The following is a 23,077-nucleotide window of genomic DNA, read 5'->3' on the forward strand; positions in this document are numbered from 1 at the left end:
AGCTACTTTTTTCCTGCCTTGGTTGGTTTAAAATTAATTACGTTAACCTGTCATTAACCCAGTATTAACCCCATTGCCCGAAAATTTACGTGAGATTTGCACTATCAATCAATCAATTATGAGTTCATCATCAATCATCAAAAAACAAAGATCACTAATCATGATCATTTCCCTGTTCTGTTATTTTGCAGGGCAGGCACAAAATCCGGTAGTATCCGGGCGGGTATATGACAGTGCAAAACAGCCACTCTCTTTTGCCGATGCCCTGGTGCTGTCGGTACAGGATTCTACGGTATATAGAAAAGGCTTTACAGACGAAAAAGGACGGTTTGAAATAGCCGATGTAGCTTCCGGGAACTACTTTCTTAAAATTAGTACGCTGGGGTACCAAGAATATTATGTACCTCTTTTAGTGCAGGAAAGTATGGAACTTCCGGATATTATATTGGCAGCTGCCGAGTCTAAAGAACTGGATAATGTAGTGATCAATTCTAAAAGGCCTGTGGTTAAAAGAAGAATAGACCGTTTAGAATTTGATGTAGAGAATTCCATTCTTTCATCAGACAATGCCTGGGAGATTATTAAGAAAACTCCGGGTGTAAGCAGCGCTACAGGAAACCTTACCATTAGGGGCAGCAGCGGGATATTGGTAACGATTAATGATAAAAAAGTATACCTGACAGGAACAGAACTAAAAAACCTCTTAGAAAACACCAGTGGTGAAGACATAAAATCGATCGAGGTGATCACTACGCCGCCGGCGAAATATGAGGCGCAGGGCAGTGCGGTACTGAACATTAAAATGAGAAAAAATGTTACAGGAGGCTACAAGGGATCAGTATCCGGAGCTTATGTACAGTCGATGTATCCTAAAGGTGTGGTTTCTACTAATCAGTATTACAAAAACAATAAGCTAACGGTATTTGGCGGTTACAGTTTTGGTTCCGGTCACTATTATAGCGAAACTCCAGGAGAGATCAGGTATTTTGATGAGGAGGGCAAAACAGCATCGGTTTGGAAAAATGCTGAAAAGGCACATTACAGGGCTTTGGCTCAACACAGCTATAACCTTACTGCCGAATACCAGATAGACAGTCTTAATACTGTAGCTGTAGGAGCAAACGGTTTCTCCAGCCTTAAGAGTACTGCAAATATGGAATCACCTACCCGTATTTATAATGGTTTTGGTCAGTTAGATTCAATATATTCTACCCGAAACCATAGGGATTACCCTCAAAAGAACAGTACACTTACCGGTTCATTCGAACATAAATTTGACAGTAAGCATAAAATAGCGGTATCGTCTGATTATACAAAGTATTATTACAATCAGGAACAAGATATTAATGCTGCCTTTTCACTCCCAATGTCGGCTCCTTACAGGGAGAGCCTTATTGAGAGTAACGATACCCGACGTATTGACCTATTCTCTGTCCAGGCAGATTATAATGGAGCATCCGGAGTAACCAATACTGAAGCGGGTTTGCGTTATGGCAGTGTAAAAGCTGATAATGTTTTTGATTATTCAAAAGAAGAAAATGGTATGCCTGTACCCAATGCCGGATTGTCAAATCAGTTTTTGTATGATGAGTCAATCATGGCGGGTTATATAGGAGCCGACAGGGAGTTTGGAAAATGGGGTTTTAAAGCAGGGCTTCGCGGGGAGTACACACATCTGGAAGGAAATTCGGTTACCACTGCGGAGGTAAATACACAGGATTATTTTAAACTGTTCCCTTCGTTATATACGCTTTATAAAGCATCGGATAATCATCAGATAGGAGCGTCTTATGGTAAACGTATCATCAGGCCGCAGTATTCGGCACTTAATCCCTTCCGTTCTTATTCTACACCTTATGCTTATGCTACGGGAGACCCAAGGCTGCAGCCTGCAATAACCCATAATTTCAGCCTGATGTATACACTAAAAACAAAATATAATTTTGACCTGTACTATCGTTTTGAAAAAGATCCTACAATAGAGATTATCCGTCAGGATTATGCAACCAATACTATAATAACACAGGTTACCAATATAGATAAGAACATGTCTTTAGGACTTGATTTTAATACTAATATTGAGTTTTTTGAATGGTGGCAGACAGGATTGCAGGCTACGGTAGATTATAAGGAAGATACTTTCCAGGGAGTTGATGAACTGATGTATACCAATAAAAAAGTAAGCTTTACCACAAGTACAAATTCACGCTTTACACTTTCTAAAAAGAAAGATCTTTTAGCAGAGATGAACTTTTACTATACATCGCCTACAGTGCAGGGTTCTTATAATTATGACCAGCTGTCGAGCTTATCACTTAGTGTAAAAAAGATATTTCTTAAAGGTAATGGAGAGCTTACTTTTATATTCTCTGACATCTACAAAGGGCAGGTGTTAAAAGCAACTACACAATATGCCAATCAATACAGTTATACATCAAATTATGGTGACTCTCAAAGTTTCAGGATCCAGTTCAGGTATCGTTTTGGAAACCAGAAATTAGGTAACGGCAAGTCGAGAGAAAATACTGACGAACAGAAGCGTTTGTAATAATCCATTTGAAATAAAACAGTTTAAGGTCCGGCATTATTTTATGCCGGGCCTTGCTATTTGTGGCTTTTTTAAAATTTATGGTGGTATATTTGCTGCAATAAGTTCTTTTCTTTATTTCGATCAAACGGGAAAGGTTCATGGCTTAAGGCCATGACGAAAAGGGAATCGTGTGTAAATCACGAACTGTCGCGCAACTGTAAATAACCTCTAAGTTTTTACCCACGCAGTCCACTGTCTTAATTGATGGGAAGGACGGTAAAAATGTTATAAGTCAGGAGACCTGCCTTTACCAACTTGACAATGCTTTCGCGGTTTGAAGTATTGGTTACAGCCCTAATAAAGAATAAGTGTGTTTATTCGTGACCGGCTTTTTCCAACTTCTTAAAGCATTGTGAAATCCTGCAAAGAGCTTTTAACTAATTTATTAATTTTTTAAAAGCAAAAAAGAAATGTTCACAAACAATCTAAGCCGTATCTTTATTGGCAACAGCGCAAATTTTCTTCCCTCGATTAAAAAGCAAAGGAATTATAATTTTAAAGCCATAGCGGCATATTGTTTGCTACTTGGTGATAATGATTCGGCACTCCTATAGTTTTCATTGGAGCTATCTTAATGCCTGTCCCGATCGTATACCCGGCAGGTATGCATTTCTTAAATACAATAACATTATATGATTACTCGATTACAGGCGGCAATAACAGCAGTAGGTGGCTTTGTGCCTAATAATATCCTTGACAATACATCTTTAGAGAAAATGGTAGATACATCGGATGCGTGGATAATTTCACGTACCGGAATAAAAGAACGAAGGATTGCCGATGCTGATATGGCAACGTCTGATATGGCGGCGCTATCTGTAAAAAATCTGCTTGATAACTCTGGTGTAAACCCTGAAGATATTGAATTGCTTATTCTTGCGACCTCTACACCCGATCATGTTTTGAATCCGGCAGCGGCTTTGGTTTGCGAAAAAGCAGGACTTAAAAATGCCTGGGGATTTGATCTTAACGCAGCATGCAGTGGTTTTTTATATGCGCTTTCTGTAGGCGCTTCATTTATTGAAAGTGGAAAATATTCTAAAGTATTGGTTGTAGGTGCAGATAAAATGAGTGCTATTGTAAATTATGAAGACCGCAATACCTGTGTGCTTTTTGGTGATGGTGCCGGAGCGGTACTATTAGGCCCAGGAACAGAAGGTGCTGGTTTACAGGACAGTTTTTTAAAGTCTGACGGCCATGGTGCACAGTTTTTATCGGTTCCGGCGGGAGGGTCTGCTCATCCGGCATCAACAGCAACGATAGAAGAGAAAAAACACTTTGTCCAGCAGGACGGAAGAACAGTTTTTAAAAATGCCATAAATGGTATGACTGCAGCCTGTAAAGAGATATTGCAGCGCAACAGCCTTGCTGTAGCAGATATCGACTGGATCGTGCCACACCAGGCTAACATGAGGATCATTCAGGCAGTAGGAGAGCACCTTAGTGTACCGATAGAAAAAATAAAAGTAAATATTAACAGGTATGGCAATACCACGGCAGCAACATTACCGCTATGCCTGTGGGATTTTCATAAAGATTTTAAACCCGGTGACAAAATACTGCTAACAGCATTTGGCGCAGGATTTACCTGGGGCAGTTCCTACTTAGTATGGGGCAGCCTGATGAATTAAATAAAAATAAAATGACATTACAAGATAAAATAGACGCATCAGAAACACATATATTTAAAGCCGTATTTCCTAATACGACCAATCACTATGATACTCTTTTTGGGGGTACTGCCATGCAGTTAATGGATGAGGTTGCTTTTATTACAGCAACCCGTTTTAGCAGGCAGCGTGTGGTTACTGTGAGCAGTGACCGTATTGACTTTAAGAAACCTATCCCTGCAGGTACTTTTGCCGAACTGATAGGTAAGGTAACCCATATAGGAAATACCAGTTTACAGGTTCATGTAGAGATTTATGTGGAGAAAATGTATTCTTTGGAACGCGAAAAAGCGATAACGGGAAACTTTACTTTTGTAGCAATAAACGAGAACAAAGAGCCAGTGCCAATTAATAAGTAATTAGTGCTGCTCACTAAATTGAGATAAGATCTTTACGAGTTCCCTGCTTTTTATCAATCCGTTATAGCGTGCTTCGATTTTATAATCGGGAGATAAAAGCACCCATGAAGGATAAGCACCTTTTGCATCTCCTAACAGTGCGGCGAGTGCATGCAGCCCGCCGGTACCATGAGGAATAAATGTATAGATTGTTGTATTGAAAGTAATAGGTTCGCGCGATTCGGCATCCAATTCTATATAATAATAATTGTTTGCGAATAGTTGCTGTAAAGCACTGTCTTTCTCAATTTGTTTATCCTGAATTTTACAAATGGCACACCAGCCGGTATACATCTTTATTAAGATGGGCCTTGGCTGCTGTGCCATTTTTTGTTCCAGTTCTTTAAAAGATATGCCATAGCTTTTCTGGCTGTAGCCAAAGGAAACAGCGAAGAGTAGAAGTGTTATGGAAACTATCTTTTTCATTTTTTTTAATGTTTGTTACACTTATCTTGTTGCAGTATTATGACAATTATTGGCGCGCTTCGACAAGCTCAGCGTGACTCACTCGGATGAGATTCATTCGTTTCGGTTTTTACATGAAACTACTAAAACAAATTATAGCGTACTCCTAAAAATACTCTTCTTCCCTGCATTGAAGCAAAGTTATAACTTGGGTCGAATGTATAGCCATTAGGGTTATTTACAGGATCGTTCACGTTTTTATCGAACGGGTCGAACGGGCGAAGGATGGGATCATCCGGTACAAAGTTTAGTATGTTTTTTACACCGCCATAAAATTCAAGTCCGTAGGTGAATTTTTTTGTAAGCTGTACATTTGCAATGCAAAACCAAGGGGAATATTCCGGCCTGTAATCCTTAGGCAATATAGGTAGTCGCATTGGACCGTACCAGTTTCCGGTAAGGTCGATACTAACTCCTTTAGGGAATGTGTAAGTTGCAACAAAGGTACCCGACCATTTTGGAGCATGCAATTGCTGTGACCTTTCAAGACGGCCTGTGCCATTTTTATCTTCCATCTGGAATACATCCATATAAGATATACCTGCCAAAACTTTTAAAGGAAAGGTAAAAGTGAGATCAGTATTTAGTGAAACCCCTTGCGATATGGCATGTCCTTTAAGGTTATCGTAGATGATCTTATTCGGATCGGTATCAAAATCGCCCACGATTTTATTGGTGAAATAAGAATAGAAACCAGTAATGTCCAGTCCTATAGAAAGAAAATCGGTTGTTATCTTTTTTACATAATTCAGGTTACCGTTAAAAGAGCGTTCCGGATTAAGTTTCTCGGCAATTACTACTTCACGTGCTCCGGTAAGTGCAGCGTGGTCTTCGGTAAAAAGGTTAACTACCCTGAAACCGGTTCCAAAACTTGCCCTGATCACATTATTCGTATTTGGAGCAAACTTATAAGCCACCCTTGGTGAATGCACCGATCCGTGATTTTTATCATAATCAAAACGATAGCCGCCTAATACTTTATGTTGTTCATTAATTTTCCATTCGTCCTGAATAAAAAGTCCGGGTAAAGGTGTTTTTTGCGGTTCATTGCTCAAACCATCCGGCGATGCTGTTGCAGGAGTATTGTCGTCATAAACTGTATAACGCATGGAGGCACCCAGTAAAAAGTTATGCCCTCCGCTAAACTCTTTATCCCAGTAGGTTTGTAAAAAGGCAACCTGCTGTGTGGCCATATAAGGTGTAAAACCGTAATAGGAGTTCTGGTCGTGCCAGTTGTAAGAGAACTGTGTATAGATCTTTTCGGTGGTTGGTAATTGATACAAACCGATTAGTTCGGCTCTTTTGGTGTAAATACTTTCGCCATAAATACTGTCGCTGCCACGCCATTTTTTGCTCCAGTTCATTTCGCCTCCCCATCGGTCTTCATATACATAACGGGCAGCAAGGCTAAAAACACGGTTTTCTTTACGTTCAAAATTCCATTTGTTGAAAAGCGATATACGATCCTGAAGGGTAACATCGGTGAAATTATCTCCGTTCTTATCCACTTTTGAACTGTAGTTAAAGTAGTTTAAGCCAAAAAGCGATGTTGCAGAACCTACCTTGGATTTAACGGCGGTATCGAAATTTTGTTCGCCCCAGCTGGTTACAAAATAATCGGCACTTATAAGTGGTGCTTTTGTAGGCGTTTTGGTAATCACGTTGATGATTCCACCCATCGCCTCTGAACCATATAAAGAAGATGCCGGGCCTTTTACCACTTCGATGCGTTCCACAATACTGTTTGGGATGCCGCTCAAGCCGTATACGGTAGAAAGGGCACTCACTATAGGCATACCATCAATTAATATCATGGTGTACGGACCTTCCATACCGTTAATGTGGATGTCGCCTGTGTTGCACACATTACAGTTAAGCTGAGGCTGAACACCGTTTACCATACCTACAGCCTCAAACAGGCTTGCAGTTGGGTTTTTCTTAAACAGCTTTGGTGTAATAATCTCTACCGGAATGGGACTTTCGGTACGGCTTATCTCTTTCATGGTTCCGGTAACAACTACTTCATCTAATGAGGTATTGTCTTCATGTAAAGTAATATTTAGAACTAATGGCGTGGTTTTGTCTACGGTCACTTTTTTGCGTTCATTTTTTAATCCCGTCGAAGAGAATATCACTTCATAGGTTCCAAAGGGCACATTTTGGATATCGTAATTCCCGTCATCATCTGCAGAAAGGGTATAGCCTAATGCAGGCAAAATGATAGATACCGCAGGTACAGGCTGATTGTTTTCGGATATTTTTCCTTTAATGCTTCCGGTTTGGGAATACATGGAAAAACCGACAAATAAAAATAAAAAGAGTAAGTGTTTTTTCATTATCTAAACATATAATTAGTTCTGCAAAATTATAAATTTAGTTTAATCTAAAAATTAATTTAATGTATATTTTATTTTTTTATTTGATTAATCTAATTAGTTCCAGTGTTTACAGGTGCTTTAATGATTTTTGAATGTATTGCCGGGTAATAAATTGATTATTAATGCGTTTTTAGTAAGTAGTAATTTGTTATTTTTACACCAAGGTAAAACCCAGTATACATTGGACTCAAAAGGAAATTTCATAACGGTAAAACCAAAAGATGAGGTAGTAGCAAAGTATATTGACTATTATTATTTTCATACGTCTGATGATCCCGGTTTTAGCAGGAAATTTTTCTTTTATCCTAATTACAAGCATGCTATCACAGTTTATGAAGGATCTGAAGTAACGATTACACATGAGGGTTCTTTGATCAATCCATCGGATAAAAAAAAGCTATTTGCCTTTTACTCGATAAATACCGATCAGAATTTTAAAGTTGAGCTTAACGGGGTGTTTAATAAAATAGGGATAGTGTTTAATCCGTTAGGACTGAATCATTTTTCGAAAGAACCTTTAAGTGAATTTTGCAGCAGGTCTATTTCTGAATTTAAATATTTTGGAAATGATTTTACTACTTTGTCTCAAAACGTTTTCAATGAGCCTGATGCTGATAATAAAACGAATCTTCTTGATGCTTTCTTTAAAGAGAAATATTGTGGTTTTGATGAAGTTGTGGTAAAAAAAGCAATGCTGGAAATACTCAACTCTAATGGATTTGTAAAAGTAGAAGAGTTGTCTGAAGGATTAGGTGTGAACCGTAAAACGCTTTTACGACTCTTTAAAAAACACCTTTGCAGTAGTGTAGAAGAATACAAGAAACTCGTTATGTTTCGTAATGCACTTAATTATTCCCAACAAATGGGTGAGGATGCTTCATTAACCGATGTTGCATTGTATAGCCTTTACTACGATCAGGCACATTACATAAAACACTTTAAATCGGTTACCAAACAATCACCAAAAACACTATTATCTAAGTTAACCAAGCTTGGTAATCAGGAAGTGTATTGGAATTTTGAAGACTAATTTACAGCTGTCCCAATTTTACAATTGTACCTTTTTAGTGTTAGCGATATTTGTATTATAATAATGAAAATATCAAACCTAAAACAATATTAAAATGAAACTTACTAAACAGGATTTACAGGTAGCGTTGATTTTCTTTGTGATCTTTCAACTCGCATCGGCAGTGATATGGATTGTTTATGATGCCAATTATTTTATGGCAATGTTGTGTGGTTGTATTGGTGCTTATTATGGCGGATATTACAGAAACAAAAAATCAAGTATACAGAAACAATAAACCAACAGTTATGTTTAAACTACTTATACTAGTTATAGTAACTATAGTGCGGGTTATACTTTAGTAAAAAGAAAAACCTGGCTTTTGGGCCAGGCTTCCTTGCCTAAAATAAATTCTAAGCACACACATTATCGTTAACTTCTTGTTTTCTTAATTGGTTTTGTTATTGTAATTTTTTAAGCTATTGTTGATGTAATAGTTTAAAAGAATGGTTAAATTAATGAAATAAAATACACCTGCGCAAGAGATATTTTTATTTTTACCTTTTGTCTAATTTTTTTACATTTTGCCGTTTTATTACTTAAGAAAACTTTAAGAATTACAGAAAAATATGTTTTTTTAATACGTTTTCGACTTTTCTTCCCAGTTGTTGTGAATGGGAGAAAGACTGTAGGAAAAAATTTGTATAAATTTTGTTAAAACGAGCAATGGCTTTATCAGTCAGGAAATATTCCTTTAGCTTTGTGTGGTATGTATAGTATGTGCATAAATTAACAAAAAACATATCTATTTTATTGGATTGACGTATTGAATTGGTCATTTTTCATTATGTAATGAAAGATTTGGCACGCTTTTCCCTTAGATTTGTTTTGCATTCACTTATTCACCACCATGAAGATCAAATATATTGTCTACACGCTTATAATTGTTGGCGTTGGCGCTCTGGTATACTACAGGATTTCTGAAAATTCTGCTAAGAAAAACGAACAGGGCGGCGGCGGAAAGGACGGTAAAAAACCGCCTATGTCTGTTAACGGAGTAGTAGTTGCTCCACAGGAATTTTCTAACACACTATCATTATCAGGTTCTATAGAAGCCAATGAACAGGTAGAGATTAGAAGCGAGGTGTCGGGCATTGCCGAAAAGATATTTTTTACCGAGGGGGCAAAAGTATCGCAGGGGCAGGTGCTTGTAAAAATAAATGATGTAGAACTTAGGGCTCAGGCAGGTGCTGCACGAACCAGACAGAACCTTGCTGCCGAAAATGAAAGGCGTGCACGACTGCTGCTTCAAAAAGAGGCTATAAGCCAGGAAGAATATGATATTGCCAGCGCCGATTTTAAAACAGCACAGGCGCAAACCCAGCTTATTAATGCGCAAATTGCCAAAACGTCAATAAGAGCACCGTTCTCGGGAACTATTGGTTTACGTAATATATCTCCGGGTACTTATGTAACTTCTGCAACGCTTATTGCTAGTTTAGTGAGCAGCAGCCAGGTAAAAATAACTTTCTCTATTCCTGAGAAATATGCTTCGCAAATGAAGCTTAACTCAAAAATATCATTTACTGTTGCCGGGACAACACAGAATTTTGAAGCCAAGATTTATGCGATCGAACCTGCAGTTGATGTTGCTACCCGTACTTTAAGGGTTAGGGCATTAGCACAAAACAGTGATGGTAAATTACTACCGGGAACTTTTGCTAACGTGGCACTTCCATTAGAAAAAGTAGATGGTGCTTTTGTAATCCCTACCGAAGCTATTGTACCGATACAAGGCGGTAAAAAAGTTTTTATTGCTAAAAACGGTCTGGCAGAAGAAGTAATGGTGCAGACCGGAACCCGTACCGATAAGGATATTGTGGTACTATCAGGCTTAAAAGCAGGCGATACTGTGCTAACCACCGGAGTACTTACACTTAAAAAAGAAACACCTGTTAAGGTATCGGTAACTAAAAACGCTAAACCATGAGTTTATCTACGCTAAGTATAAAGCGGCCGGTACTTACCATAGTAATGAATGTGGCTATTATTCTTTTTGGAATAATAGGTTATACGTTCTTAGGGGTAAGAGAATTCCCGTCTATTGACCCGGCGCAGATATCGGTACGAACCAACTATGCCGGCGCAAATGCCGACATTATTGAGTCGCAGATAACAGAACCGCTGGAAAAAGCCATCAACTCTATTGATGGGATACGTAATATTACTTCTTCCAGTAACCAGGGGTCAAGTAATATTACGATAGAATTTAACCTTGAAAAAAACCTTGAGGAAGCAGCGAATGATGTTCGTGATAAAGTATCACAGGCTATTCGAAGCCTTCCGCAGGATATAGATGCGCCACCGGTAGTTTCTAAAGCCGATGCCGATTCTGAACCGATCATTACTATGACGGTACAGAGTGCAACACGCAACCCACTTGAACTTAGTGACTATGCCGAGAATGTAATTGCCGAAAGGCTGCAAACTATTCCGGGTGTGAGCAGTGTGCAGATATGGGGCCAGAAGCGATATGCCATGAGGCTGTGGATCGATCCTGTAAAACTGAACTCGTATGGGGTAACGGTTAGTGATGTGCGTAATGCACTTAACAGCCAGAATGTGGAATTACCTACAGGTAAACTTACAGGTGCTAATACTGAGCTTACCATTAAGACTCTTGGAAATTTGGCAAGTGCCGAAGAATTCAATAATATCATTGTAAAATCGGAAGGGGAGAAGATCGTAAAATTTAGTGATGTTGGAAGGGCAGAGTTAGGCCCGGAAAATGTGGAAACGAAAATGACCAACGACGGGCAGCAGCTTGTAGGTTTGGCGATCATCCCTCAGCCGGGAACCAACTACATTGAGGTGGCAGATGCTTTTTATGTGCAGTACGAGCAGATGAAAAAAGAACTGCCTGCCGACCTTAAGCTTAATATCGCGATTGATAATACTATATTCATTAAAAAATCAGTACTTGAAGTTGCCGAGACACTGGCAATTTCCATTATACTGGTTACACTTATTATATACCTTTTCTTCAGGGATTGGGCAATTGCACTGCGACCTTTGCTGGACATACCGGTATCATTGATTGCTACTTTCTTTATCATGTATATTTTTGGGTTCTCTATTAATGTATTAACACTATTGGCTATTGTACTGGCTACAGGTCTTGTGGTAGATGATGGTATCGTAGTTACCGAAAATATCTTTAAAAAGGTAGAAGAAGGAATGACACCTATAGAGGCTGCCATGAAGGGAGCCAATGAAATATTTTTTGCGGTTATTTCTATTTCTGTAACACTTGCAGCCGTATTCCTTCCGGTTATTTTCCTTGAAGGTTTTGTGGGGAGGCTCTTTCGGGAGTTTGGGGTCGTCATTGCGTCTGCGGTATTGATCTCGGCTTTTGTATCGCTTACGCTTACGCCTATGCTAAATGCCTACCTGATGAAAGGAGGCGTACACAAAAAATCACGTTTTTATAATTTTACCGAACCTTATTTCGAAAAACTGAATGCCGGTTATGCAAATGCATTAAAAGGATTTATGAAAAGGAAATGGGTGAGTTTCCCAATACTTGTTGTGTGTTTAGGACTTATTGGATTATTTTATTCGATCATTCAAAAAGAAACAGCACCTTATGATGACCGTAGTTTTGTTGGACTAAATATTACCGCTCCCGAAGGTGCATCGTATGAATATATGAACCGCTTTATGGGTGAGATCGAACAGCTTATAAAAGACTCTGTACCCGAGAAAAAAGTGAGCCTTGTAATTACATCACCCGGTTTTGGATCATCATCTGTAAACAGTGGTCGTGTGCGAATTGCGTTGGTAGAGCCAAATGAAAGGAAACGTTCGCAAAAAGAAATTGCTGCTGATCTTACCAAATGGACCAAGCGTTATTCAGAGGCACGTACATCGGTATCAGAACAGCCTACCATTGCCGTAAACCGAAGAGGAGGTTTCCCGATACAATATATTATACAGGCACCCAACTTTGAAAAACTGCGTGAAAAAATACCACAGTTCATGGACGAGGTAAGTAAAGATCCTACGTTTGCTATGACCGATGTAAACCTGAAATTCAATAAACCTGAGATAACAGTAACAATAGACCGTGAAAAGGCGCAAAGCCTTGGGGTATCTCTACTGGACGTAGCACAGACATTACAGTTATCATTGAGCGGCCAGCGTTTTGGCTACTTTATGATGAATGGTAAGCAGTACCAGGTAATGGGGCAGTTTGAACAAAAAGACCGTGACGCACCTCTGGATCTTACCTCTACTTTTGTGAAGAGTAATACGGGAGAACTAATTCAGTTGGATAACCTTGTTACTGTAGACGAACAAAGCAGCCCGCCACAGCTGTACCACAATAACCGTTATATGTCGGCTACCGTTTCGGCAGGACTCGCACCGGGAATGAGTATCAGTGACGGTATTGATGCCATGGAGCGTGCTAAAGAAAAAGTGCTGGATGATACTTTCACAACCGATCTTGGTGGTGAATCGCGTGACTTTGTGGAGAGCAGCTCTAATACGCTGTTTGCTTTTGGCCTTGCACTATTGCTTATCTACTTAATATTAGCAGGGCAGTTTGAGAGCTTTATCGATCCGTTTATTATTATTCTTACTGTACCTATGGCGGTTGCCGGAGCATTATTATCGCTGTGGCTTTTTGGGCAGACGTGGAATATCTTTAGCCAGATCGGTACCATCATGCTTATAGGACTGGTCACGAAGAACGGTATCCTTATCGTAGAGTTTGCCAATCAGCTTAGGGAAGAAGGCAGACCAAAATATGAAGCTATTATGGAGGCTGCCGAATCGCGCCTTCGCCCGATATTAATGACCAGTTTAGCCATTGCGCTAGGTGCATTACCTATTGCGATGTCGCTAGGAGCAGCATCTACCAGCCGTATTGGTATGGGGGTTGTAATTGTAGGCGGTACTATATTCTCCTTAGTGCTTACCTTGTTTATTATCCCAGCAATTTATTATATGTGGTCGCGCCCTAAAAAGCACCGCCCTGAATTTGACAACATTGAAGACTAACCCATGAAGTTTTATATCTCTATAGTATTTGGTTTATTTACAGTTGTTTGCAGCGCCCAGCAATTACTCACAGCTGAGCAGGCTGTCGCTATAGCACTGGAAAATAACTATGACATTAAGCTGGCAACAAACGACCTAAAGATAGACGAACAGAATGTAAGCCTTGCCAATGCAGGACTGCTCCCTAATCTGTCTGGGACACTGAACCAGAATAATGCGATACAAAACTCCAGGCAGGTACGTACTGACGGTACAGTACAGGAACTGAATAATGCCAAGAACAACAGTCTTAACTATGGCGTTAATCTGGGATGGACTGTTTTTGACGGTTTTAAAATGTTTGCCCGATACGACCAATTAAAACAGTTAAAAGAATTAGGTGAAACCGAACTGAAATTAATGATAATGAATCGTGTGAGTGATGTAATGGTTACTTATTATGATTTGGTTCAGCAGCAGCAAATGCTAACGGCACTAGATACTGCCATTGTGATATCGCAGCAAAGGGTAACTACTGCCGATAACCGTTTTAAGATAGGCAAGGCAGCAAAACTGGAAGTGCTAAATGCACAGGTAGACCTGAACACAGACCAGACCAATTACCTGCGTCAAAAGGAATTGTTTGAGAATACAAAAACCGCATTAAACCAATTAATGGCACGCGACCTTACAACACAATTTAAGGTTGCAGAAGCCGTGACAACGGATGATAAACTAAAACTGGTAGATCTGATAGGCTTGGCAGAACAGCAAAATCCGCAGATACAGATGTCGCTGATTAATAAACGGGTAGCAGAACTCAACCTGAAACAAGTGAAGTCCTCCCGTTATCCGCAGGTAGGAGTGAGTGCCGGTTATATTTTTACTGAAAGTGAATCGAGCCTTGGTTTTGCCAGAGAAAATAAAGGTAGAGGATTTAGTTATGGTATTTCGGCTTCGATTAATATATTCAACGGCTTTTTGCAAAACCGAAACGAGAAAATTGCGAAACTACAGATTGAAAGCAGTAAGATCCAGATCGATCAGCAGAAACAAATGGTTAATGCACAGCTGATCTCGGCCTATCAAACTTATCTTACCAATTTAGAACTGGTAAAATTAGAAGCCCGTAATGAAGATATTGCGGAGCAAAACCTTGATATTACGCTTGAAAAATACCGTATTGGTACTATCACAACGCTTGAAGTAAGAACAGCACAGCTTAATTACGTTAATGCAAGAACGCGTAATAGTTCTGCACAATACCAGGCAAAAATATCTGAAGTTACGCTAAAGCAACTTGCAGGGAACATTACTTTTTAATCCTTCAATTCAAGGATTACACTTAAATTTAAACTACAAATGAAAATTATATCTGTTAGGGAAAATCCACAATACAAACAGACAGCAATTGAATATTTACAAAAAAGCTGGCCTGAAATTTCCGGAGTTATGTATGATGACTGCATTACCCATAGCTTAACCGCGAAGAATTCTTTACCGCAATGGTACCTGCTTGAAAAAGAAGGTGAAATTATAGGGTGTGCCGGACTTATAACCAATGATTTTATAAGCCGTGCCGACCTGTACCCGTGGGTGTGCGCTATTTACATTGACGAGAACCATAGAGGAAATAACTACAGTGTTTTACTGATCGATAAAGCGAAAGAAGATACCCGAAAATTTGGTTTTGATAACCTGTATTTATGTACAGATCATGTTGGTTTCTATGAAAAGCAGGGTTTCATATACATTGGGCAGGGCTATCATCCTTGGGAAGAAGAATCGCGCATTTATGAGATTAGTGTAAAATAGTCGTAATCTAGAAAGAATATCCATGCATAAACTTACTGTTTGCATTTTAGTGGTACTGGCAGGTTGTTGTCAAATGGCTTTCGGTCAGAACAACTCCGAAAAAATATATACCCTACCTTTTGAACTGACGGATTACAACAACCTTTCGGTTCAGGTTATCCTGAATGAAAAGGATACTGTACACCTGATGTTTCATACGGCAATCAATGATATTGAACTTACAGAAGATGCTGTGAAAAAGCTGAAGAGTATAAAATTTGACGGTACCGTTAATGATGTGAAAAGCTGGGGAAGTGCAACTAATGAGTCCCGGTTCAGCAAAGGTAATTCGGTACAGATAGGGGCAATGAAATGGGAGAACGTACTGGTATGGGAAGATAAAAATTCAGGACAGCATACTGATGGTAAGTTTGGGCCTAACCTTTTTAAGGACAAAGCCGTTGAAATTGATTTTGAAAAGAAAGTTATCATTGTTTATTCTGAACTTCCTAAGAAAGTAAAAAACTATGATAAGCTAAAACTAACGCAGCAAAACAATTCTATGTTTTTGGAAGCGACGGGTCAAGCAAAAGGAACTTCTTTTACAAATAAGTTCATGATTCATTCAGGATATGCCGGTGCTGTTTTATTTGATGACGCTTTTGTCTCGGAAAATAAGCTGGATGAAAAACTAAAAATAACAGGAGAAAAAGAGTTGAAAGATTCTTATGGTCATGTTTTGAAAACGAAAAAAGCTTTACTTCCTTCCTTTATGATAGGCAACCAAAAGTTAACCAATGTGTCTGTAGGTTTTTTTAGTGGAACAAAATTACAGCAGAGCATTAGTGTACTTGGCGGCGATGTCTTGAAGCGTTTCAGTATTATATTCGATGCAAAAAGAGAATACATTTATTTAAAATTGAACAGTTTAAAAGATGTGGCTTATTTGAATAAATAATAAAAAAACCTCTAAAGAATCTTTAGAGGTTTTTAGTTTTATAAAACAGGTATTAGAATACCAGTGTCTGCATTGAGTGCGGCTGGCTTTCTACTTCTACAGCCTGACCTTCGATCCAAAGGTTGTAGTTTAGCTTTTCGTCGCCTTTGTTCATTACAATAACGGCAACTTTACCATCGGTATTGATGAATGCTGTAGCACTGATAGCGCTTCTGCTTGGAGAGCAGGCAATTCTTTTAGCACCCGGGCGTACAAATTTAGAGAAGTGGCCTATGTAGTAATACTCGTTTGTGTACATGATCTCACCGGTTTTGGTGTTGGCATGGATTGGAGCAAAACAAAGATTGAATACATGGTTTGGTCCACCTGTCTCATCAAGAAGGATGTTCCAGTCTGTCCATGCTACAATGCCGTTGTTAAAGTCATTGATCATGTTTGTACCGTATAGTTCGCCCAGTTTCCAATCGCCAATACGGTTAATGTCAAATTTCTCTTTACAGCCTTCGGTAAAAATAAGGTTGGTTTCTGGGTATGCTTCGTGAACCAGTTTCAGGTTGTCGAACATTTGTTCGCCGCCACTCCAGTTCTCGTACCAGTGGTAACCGATACCCCAAACATATTTAGCCGCTTCAGGATCGTCAAGCATAGTACTTGCTCTTTGGTACAGCATATCGCGGTTGTGGTCCCATGCGATGATCTTTTTGTCTTTAAAGCCTTCCTTGTGCATTGTTGGGCCTAAGAAATTCTTAAGGAAGTCACGCTCTTCTTCTCCCGTGAAGATACATGATTCCCATTTTTGTGTAGCCATTGGCTCATTCTGGATCGAAATACCCCAAATTGGAATGCCTTCTTTCTCGTAAGCCTTGATGAACTTGGTGTAGTAGTTTGCCCATGCCTGGAAATAATCAGGTTTAAGCTTACCACCTTTAAGCATGTTGTTGTTATCTTTCATGAAAGCCGGAGGGCTCCAGGGAGAAGCATACATGGTTAGTTTACCTCCTGCAGCAGCAATTGCTTTTTTGATAAACGGAATGCGGTATTTCTTGTCGTGGTCTACACTAAAGGATTTAAGCTCTTTGTCTCCTTCTTTAATGTAAGTGTAGCTTCCGCTTGAAAAGTCGCTGCTGTGAATGGTCGTTCTGGCAAGAGTGTAGCCAATACCTTTGTTTACATCAAAGTAAGCATCAAGGATTTCCTGCTGTTTGTCTTTAGGGATCTTAGCAAATGTCTCGGCAGAGGCATCTGTGATAGCGCCGCCAATACCCATAACGGTTTGGAATGTCTTGTTAGGGTTTACAAAAACAGATATCTGGGTTTCCAGAGGTTGTTTTAGTTCGCTAAAAGATAGAGTCGTACCGGCAGGCGTTATACGCTGGGTAGTTTTTTCGGCAGTGGTGTACACTGTCACCTTTTTACCACTTGTGGTATAAGGTTTTTTGTTTTGAGCCCAGAGCACACTGCCTGAGACCAAAAGAATTAGTAAAGGGATTTTTTTCATTGAATAGAATAGATGTTGGCCTGGCGGCCGGATTTTGGAATATGTGAATTAGAACGATGTAAGCTTTTTAAGGGAAGCTATAGTCGCTACAGGGTCTTGTGCCCTGAAAACATAGTTTCCTGCTACCAGTACATCTGCACCGGCCTCAACAAGCTGCTTCGCGTTCTTGTCACTCACACCACCATCTATCTCAATAAGCGTAGAAGCATTGTTTCTTGTTATGATCTCTTTTAACTGTTTTACTTTATCGTAAGTTCTTTCGATGAAAGACTGACCGCCAAAACCAGGGTTAACGCTCATTAGACACACTACATCAATATCATTGATGATGTCTTCCAGAAGAGCAACGTTAGTATGTGGGTTAAGGGCTACACCTGCTTTCATGCCTTCTGCTTTTATAGCCTGAAGCGTACGGTGAAGGTGTGTACATGCTTCGAAATGCACTGTTAGGTTTGTAGTGCCTAATTGTGCAAAAGTTTTAATATACTGGTCAGGATTAACGATCATTACATGAACGTCTATAGTTTTTTTAGCATGACGCGTAATGGCTTCAAGTACCGGCATTCCAAAAGAGATGTTAGGTACAAATACACCGTCCATGATATCAATATGAAACCAGTCGGCCTCACTGTTATTGATCATTTCGATATCGCGCTGCAGGTTAGCAAAATCTGCTGAAAGCACTGAAGGTGCTATTAAAGTATTTTTCATTGTGAAGTAGAATAGTTTTCACAAAGATAGCTTTAACTGCTAAAGCTGCAAAGCTGTAAAGTCATAAAATTGCTGATTCTTAAAGCTAAAGGACAGGTGTATGGGGTTTGATAGATTGATTTCTTACAAAAAATATTTTTAATTCTGCACAATTTTGAGAATTACTACAACGTTATCATTGTAAGATTTGCCATATTTAATTAATTTGAGTCTAGTTTAAATGGCAGGTTTTAGCAAAAAAAAAAACTCCGGTAATCAGCCGGAGTTCAATCATCAATCAAAAAACGAACAGTTATTGAACTGTTTGCACGTTATATATTGTTATAGGTATATTGCGTATTAGGAGTGCCAAAATACAAATTTTATTTAAAATATGGAATTCTGGCTGACCTTTTTTGCATATACGTGTATTAACCTAAGTAGGTTTTAAGGATTTTGCTGCGAGAAGTATGTTTTAATCTTCTGATAGCCTTTTCTTTAATCTGACGAACACGCTCACGGGTAAGGTCGAAAGTTTCGCCTATCTCTTCAAGTGTCATCGGGTGCTGGTCACCTAAACCAAAGTATAATCTTACTACATCAGCCTCACGAGGCGTTAATGTTTCCAGAGCTCTTTCAATTTCGGTACGAAGTGACTCGTGAATTAACTCACGATCCGGGTTTGGAGACTCACCAGAACGTAAAACGTCATACAGGTTAGAATCTTCACCTTCTACTAATGGCGCATCCATTGAAAGGTGGCGGCCAGAGTTCTTCATGCTTTCTTTTACATCGTTAACGGTCATGTCCAGCTCTTTTGCAATTTCTTCTGCAGAAGGGGCACGCTCATTACTTTGCTCCAATAAAGCATACATTTTATTGATCTTATTAATAGACCCAATCTTGTTTAATGGCAGACGAACAATACGTGACTGTTCTGCTAATGCCTGAAGGATAGATTGACGGATCCACCATACAGCATAGGAAATAAATTTAAAACCACGTGTTTCATCGAAACGCTGTGCAGCCTTAATAAGTCCTAAGTTTCCTTCGTTAATTAGATCGGGAAGGGTTAAACCCTGATTTTGATATTGTTTTGCAACTGATACCACGAAACGCAAGTTGGCTTTCGTTAATTTCTCAAGTGCTTTCTGGTCTCCGGCTTTTATTCTTTGTGCTAACTCTACCTCCTCATCTGCAGTGATCAGATCCACTTTTCCAATTTCCTGAAGGTACTTGTCTAATGAAGCAGTTTCCCTGTTGGTTACCTGCTTGGTAATTTTTAGTTGTCTCATTTAAAATTTCCTGAGTTATTTTGAGTAATCTGGTAGTTATACGTAATGAGTGGCAAAAAAGTTACACAGAATTGAAAATTATTTTACATCTGCCTCATTATTGGGCTACTGTTTGTTACTTTATGTAATGATTTGCAAAATCTATGCCATTGATAACCTTTTGGTTAGCATTGTGATTTTGCAAATCATTATACGGAAATAAGAATTTTAAATGATCGTATTTTTTTAATTATTTTTTGAACATTTTACTCAACACTCCAAATACACCTCTGATAAAGGTGGCACTGGTCACTACTTTCACTACCGATTTGCCTATTTCTGTTCCCATTGAAGGTTGGCTTTTTGTTGATCTGGAAGCTTTTTCTTCGGCCTGTTGTTGCTGTGTTTCCTGCTGCTGTGCTGTTGCGTCTTCGATCTTTTTAATCAGCATTTCGTAAGCACTTTCACGGTCTATTTCTTCAATGTATTTTTTTACCAGTTTGGAGTTGGCATTTAGTGCTGCAATTTCATCATCGGTAAGAATGTCCATGCGGCTCATTGGTGCTCTCAGCATGGTTGCTGCGAGTGGGGTAGGAACGCCTTTTTCGCTTAAGGCGGTAATTAATGCTTCACCCGTTCCTAGCTGGGTGATGATCTCATCGGTTTTATAAAATTCGGATATAGGGTAGTTTTCTGCGGTAAGCTTTATGGCTTTACGGTCGGCAGCGGTAAAGGCACGCAGGGCGTGCTGTATCTTTAAACCTAACTGGCTCAATACCCCAGTGGGTACGTCGGTAGGGTTTTGGGTCACAAAGAAGATACCTACGCCTTTAGAACGTATTAGTTTTACTATGGTTTCAATCTGATCCAGTAATGTTTTACTCGCCTGATCGAATATAAGGTGTGCTTCATCAATAAAAATAACCAGTTCCGGCCTGTCGGCATCCCCTCTTTCGGGCATCAGGTTATAAATCTCCGCTAAAAGCGAAAGCATAAAAGTAGAGAAGAGTTTTGGCTTGTCCTGGATATCGGTAAGGCGCATAATGTTTATATAGCCTCTGCCTTCACTGTCTATGCGCATCAGGTCGTTAGTATCAAAAGACATTTCACCAAAAAACATATCGGCACCCTGCTGTTCCAGTTCGATGATCTTGCGGAGAATCAGTCCGGTTGTAGAGGTAGAGATCTTTCCGTATTCTTTTTCAATTTCGTCTTTGCCTTCTTCAGTAATGTATTGAAGTACTTTTTTAATGTCTTTTAAATCGAGCAGCGGCATTCCTTTATCGTCACAGTACTTAAATATAACCCCTACAACGCCTGTTTGGGTGTCATTAAGGTCTAATACCCGTGAGAAGAGTACAGGTCCAAACTCTGATACGGTAGATCGCAAACGCACCCCGTTTTGCTTGGAGAGTGACATCAGTTCTACCGGGAAACCTTTGGCAGAAAATGGGAGCCCGATCTTAGCCATCCTTTCGGTAATAAACGGCTTTTCTTCTCCGGGTTTGGCGATACCGCTCAAATCTCCTTTTATATCCATCATTAATACAGGGATACCGTTCTCCGAAAGCTGTTCTGATAACACCTGAAGGGTCTTGGTTTTTCCGGTTCCGGTTGCTCCGGATATCAGTCCGTGCCTGTTTAATGTCTTTAACGGAATTTTGATGTGGGCTCCTTCTACAGGCTGGCCGTTGAGCATTGCTGTTCCCAGGGTTATAGAATCGCCCTGGGTTTCATATCCTTTACTTATGGTTTGAGCGAAAAGAGTTGTATCTGCCATTAGATGCTTGTTTTATGATTCTAAATTTCGCATTTAATTTTTGTCTGGCAAATAGTATTTGGATTTAATTTTAAGAATGGATCTTGTCTGTTGAGAATATTTGAGTTGTTATTCTTAAAAGAGGCTAATGAGTGGAGTAGAATTATATTTTTAGCAGTATTTGGTATATATTTACTGTTTTTAACATAATTTACTGTTAAAAACAGTATTTCGGGAATTAAGTTTTTAAATCAATTAAAGCATGAAGTTTATTTTTACTATAATAGCTCTGGTGTTCTGTGGGTTATTTATTAATGGGCAAACAAATTTTGTTTCTATAGATACTACGTCGTTTGTTTGTAAAGCCAATTTGAATTTGGAATACAAGAAAAAATTTGAAAGCATTAATAAAAAGAAATCTGCATTAAATTCGGCACAGAAAAATATAACTAAAGAGATATATAGCGAAATACAGGACAATTTTTTAGATAAGATAAACAGTAACAATTTTATCTGTGATGATAAAATCAACCCTTACCTTCAAGGCTTAATGGATGAGGTGCTTATTAAAAGCGGCATATCGCCCGAAGGTTATAAAATGCTTTTATCGAGGAATTCGGAAATCAATGCTTATAATACCGGTGATGGAACTATAGTGGTAAATTACGGTTTGTTTTTAGCAACAGATAATGAAGATGAATTAGTTTTTATTATTTCTCATGAAATTGGGCATCAATTTTTGAACCATATAAAAAACGATATCGAAACGTTTGCCTTATTATCTACGTCTGAAGAGGTGGTTAAGAAAACAAAAGAAATCAGGAAGCAAAAGTATGGCAGAGCTACAACGGCAAGTGATTTGCTAAAAAATATACGTTATCAAAATTATAGTGAACGCAGGAAAAAAGAAATCGAGGCAGATTCTATCGGCCTGGTGTTTTATAAAAAAACAATGCGTAATCCTAAAGCGGCAATTGCTGTTTTAGGAAAGCTTGATGATTCTGATAAAGAGAAAGATTCTATTATGCCGGGCGATTATAAGCGTGTTTTTGAAAAAGGGGGTTTTGTGGTAAAGCAAAAATATTTTGAAGAAGAAGAAAGCTTATTTAAAAAATATGATAAAACAAAACGTATCGATGTCGATTCGTTAAAAACGCATCCGGATTGCATTACCCGTGTAAAACTTCTTAAAGACCACCTGGATAATAAGTTTACAGCTCAGTATAGCAGTTCCAATAGTTTTTTGGAGATTAAAAAGAATAGTGCTTATCAAAACCTTTTTAATCTATTCACCGCCGAAAAATATGGATTATCTCTTTATGAAGCCTTAAAGCTTTATAAGAATGATAGTGAAAACCCAATTCTTAAAAATATTATTTACCTGAATTTCACTAAGATTTATGCTTCAAGAGGGAGTTATACCATAAACCGGTATGTGCCGACACACGATAATCTGCATAATACGGCGAGCCTTAACAGGTTTATCAGCTTTGTGAACAATATTAAAATGACCGATCTTGAAATTATCATAAACAACTTTAAATCTTAAAA

At 38.9% G+C, this 23,077-nt stretch carries 17 protein-coding genes and 1 riboswitch; of the genes, 11 read left to right on the forward strand and 6 right to left on the reverse strand.

Translation table 11 applies throughout. The features are described 5' to 3' along the window. The first annotated feature begins 118 nt into the window (after positions 1-118). The 3 genes from EPI11_RS02090 (at position 119) to EPI11_RS02100 (ending at position 4,619) form a co-directional block, all read left to right on the forward strand. The gene (locus EPI11_RS02090; RefSeq protein WP_128388298.1) at positions 119-2,548 is read left to right on the forward strand and encodes an outer membrane beta-barrel family protein; all 2,430 of its coding nucleotides are present in this window, start codon (positions 119-121) and stop codon (positions 2,546-2,548) included. A 117-nt stretch (positions 2,549-2,665) separates the two neighbouring features. Then, a riboswitch (cobalamin riboswitch) is annotated at positions 2,666-2,853 on the forward strand. 369 nt (positions 2,854-3,222) lie between these two features. Further along, a complete protein-coding gene (locus EPI11_RS02095) occupies positions 3,223-4,221 on the forward strand; it encodes a beta-ketoacyl-ACP synthase III (RefSeq protein WP_128388299.1) in 999 nt (332 codons plus the stop codon). 11 nt (positions 4,222-4,232) lie between these two features. Then, on the forward strand, positions 4,233-4,619 hold the full coding sequence (locus tag EPI11_RS02100) for an acyl-CoA thioesterase (RefSeq protein ID WP_128388300.1): 387 nt from the start codon (positions 4,233-4,235) through the stop codon (positions 4,617-4,619). On the opposite strand, the gene EPI11_RS02105 is transcribed toward EPI11_RS02100, so the two are convergent. Together EPI11_RS02105 and EPI11_RS02110 are read right to left on the reverse strand one after the other, a co-directional pair. Next, a complete protein-coding gene (locus EPI11_RS02105; protein ID WP_128388301.1) occupies positions 4,620-5,084 on the reverse strand; it encodes a thioredoxin family protein in 465 nt (154 codons plus the stop codon). It lies immediately after the preceding gene. Positions 5,085-5,206: 122 nt separating this feature from the next. Continuing rightward, positions 5,207-7,459 carry a TonB-dependent receptor gene (locus EPI11_RS02110; protein WP_128388302.1) on the reverse strand — a complete coding sequence of 751 codons (2,253 nt, stop codon included), beginning with the start codon at positions 7,457-7,459 and terminating at the stop codon, positions 5,207-5,209. A gap of 223 nt (positions 7,460-7,682) precedes the next feature. Between EPI11_RS02110 and EPI11_RS02115 the strand changes: the two genes are divergently transcribed. From EPI11_RS02115 to EPI11_RS02145, 7 genes are all read left to right on the forward strand, one after another. Further along, positions 7,683-8,531 carry a helix-turn-helix domain-containing protein gene (locus tag EPI11_RS02115; RefSeq protein ID WP_128388303.1) on the forward strand — a complete coding sequence of 283 codons (849 nt, stop codon included), beginning with the start codon at positions 7,683-7,685 and terminating at the stop codon, positions 8,529-8,531. Between the two features lie 94 nt (positions 8,532-8,625). Beyond that, complete coding sequence (locus tag EPI11_RS02120; RefSeq protein WP_128388304.1) at positions 8,626-8,808, forward strand: hypothetical protein; 183 nt, start codon at positions 8,626-8,628, stop codon at positions 8,806-8,808. A gap of 612 nt (positions 8,809-9,420) precedes the next feature. Then, positions 9,421-10,500 (forward strand): efflux RND transporter periplasmic adaptor subunit, encoded by a 1,080-nt coding sequence (locus EPI11_RS02125; protein ID WP_128388305.1) that lies wholly within the window; start codon positions 9,421-9,423, stop codon positions 10,498-10,500. Continuing rightward, positions 10,497-13,574, forward strand: coding sequence for an efflux RND transporter permease subunit (locus tag EPI11_RS02130; RefSeq protein ID WP_128388306.1), 3,078 nt, complete (start codon positions 10,497-10,499; stop codon positions 13,572-13,574). The genes EPI11_RS02125 and EPI11_RS02130 overlap by 4 nt, the downstream gene beginning before the upstream one ends. 3 nt (positions 13,575-13,577) lie before the next feature. Then, positions 13,578-14,876 carry a TolC family protein gene (locus tag EPI11_RS02135; RefSeq protein ID WP_128388307.1) on the forward strand — a complete coding sequence of 433 codons (1,299 nt, stop codon included), beginning with the start codon at positions 13,578-13,580 and terminating at the stop codon, positions 14,874-14,876. A gap of 39 nt (positions 14,877-14,915) precedes the next feature. Next, positions 14,916-15,368, forward strand: a complete 453-nt coding sequence (locus EPI11_RS02140) for a GNAT family N-acetyltransferase (RefSeq protein WP_128388308.1) — start codon at positions 14,916-14,918, stop codon at positions 15,366-15,368. A gap of 22 nt (positions 15,369-15,390) precedes the next feature. Then, positions 15,391-16,305, forward strand: coding sequence for a hypothetical protein (locus tag EPI11_RS02145; RefSeq protein WP_128388309.1), 915 nt, complete (start codon positions 15,391-15,393; stop codon positions 16,303-16,305). A 52-nt stretch (positions 16,306-16,357) separates the two neighbouring features. Here EPI11_RS02145 and EPI11_RS02150 read toward each other — a convergent pair whose 3' ends face one another. From EPI11_RS02150 to EPI11_RS02165, 4 genes are all read right to left on the reverse strand, one after another. After that, positions 16,358-17,803 (reverse strand): glycoside hydrolase family 30 protein, encoded by a 1,446-nt coding sequence (locus EPI11_RS02150; protein WP_128388310.1) that lies wholly within the window; start codon positions 17,801-17,803, stop codon positions 16,358-16,360. Positions 17,804-17,851: 48 nt separating this feature from the next. Next, a complete protein-coding gene (gene rpe / locus EPI11_RS02155) occupies positions 17,852-18,514 on the reverse strand; it encodes a ribulose-phosphate 3-epimerase (protein ID WP_128388311.1) in 663 nt (220 codons plus the stop codon). A gap of 410 nt (positions 18,515-18,924) precedes the next feature. Further along, the gene (locus EPI11_RS02160) at positions 18,925-19,788 is read right to left on the reverse strand and encodes a sigma-70 family RNA polymerase sigma factor (RefSeq protein ID WP_128388312.1); all 864 of its coding nucleotides are present in this window, start codon (positions 19,786-19,788) and stop codon (positions 18,925-18,927) included. Between the two features lie 229 nt (positions 19,789-20,017). Continuing rightward, positions 20,018-21,547 carry a helicase HerA-like domain-containing protein gene (locus EPI11_RS02165; RefSeq protein WP_128388313.1) on the reverse strand — a complete coding sequence of 510 codons (1,530 nt, stop codon included), beginning with the start codon at positions 21,545-21,547 and terminating at the stop codon, positions 20,018-20,020. A gap of 241 nt (positions 21,548-21,788) precedes the next feature. On the opposite strand from EPI11_RS02165, the gene EPI11_RS02170 reads away from it, so the two are divergent. Continuing rightward, on the forward strand, positions 21,789-23,075 hold the full coding sequence (locus EPI11_RS02170; protein ID WP_128388314.1) for a M48 family metallopeptidase: 1,287 nt from the start codon (positions 21,789-21,791) through the stop codon (positions 23,073-23,075). Positions 23,076-23,077 lie beyond the last annotated feature (2 nt).

The sequence above is a fragment of the Flavobacterium cerinum genome (genome assembly GCF_004028155.1).
Classification (GTDB): Bacteria; Bacteroidota; Bacteroidia; order Flavobacteriales; family Flavobacteriaceae; genus Flavobacterium; species Flavobacterium cerinum.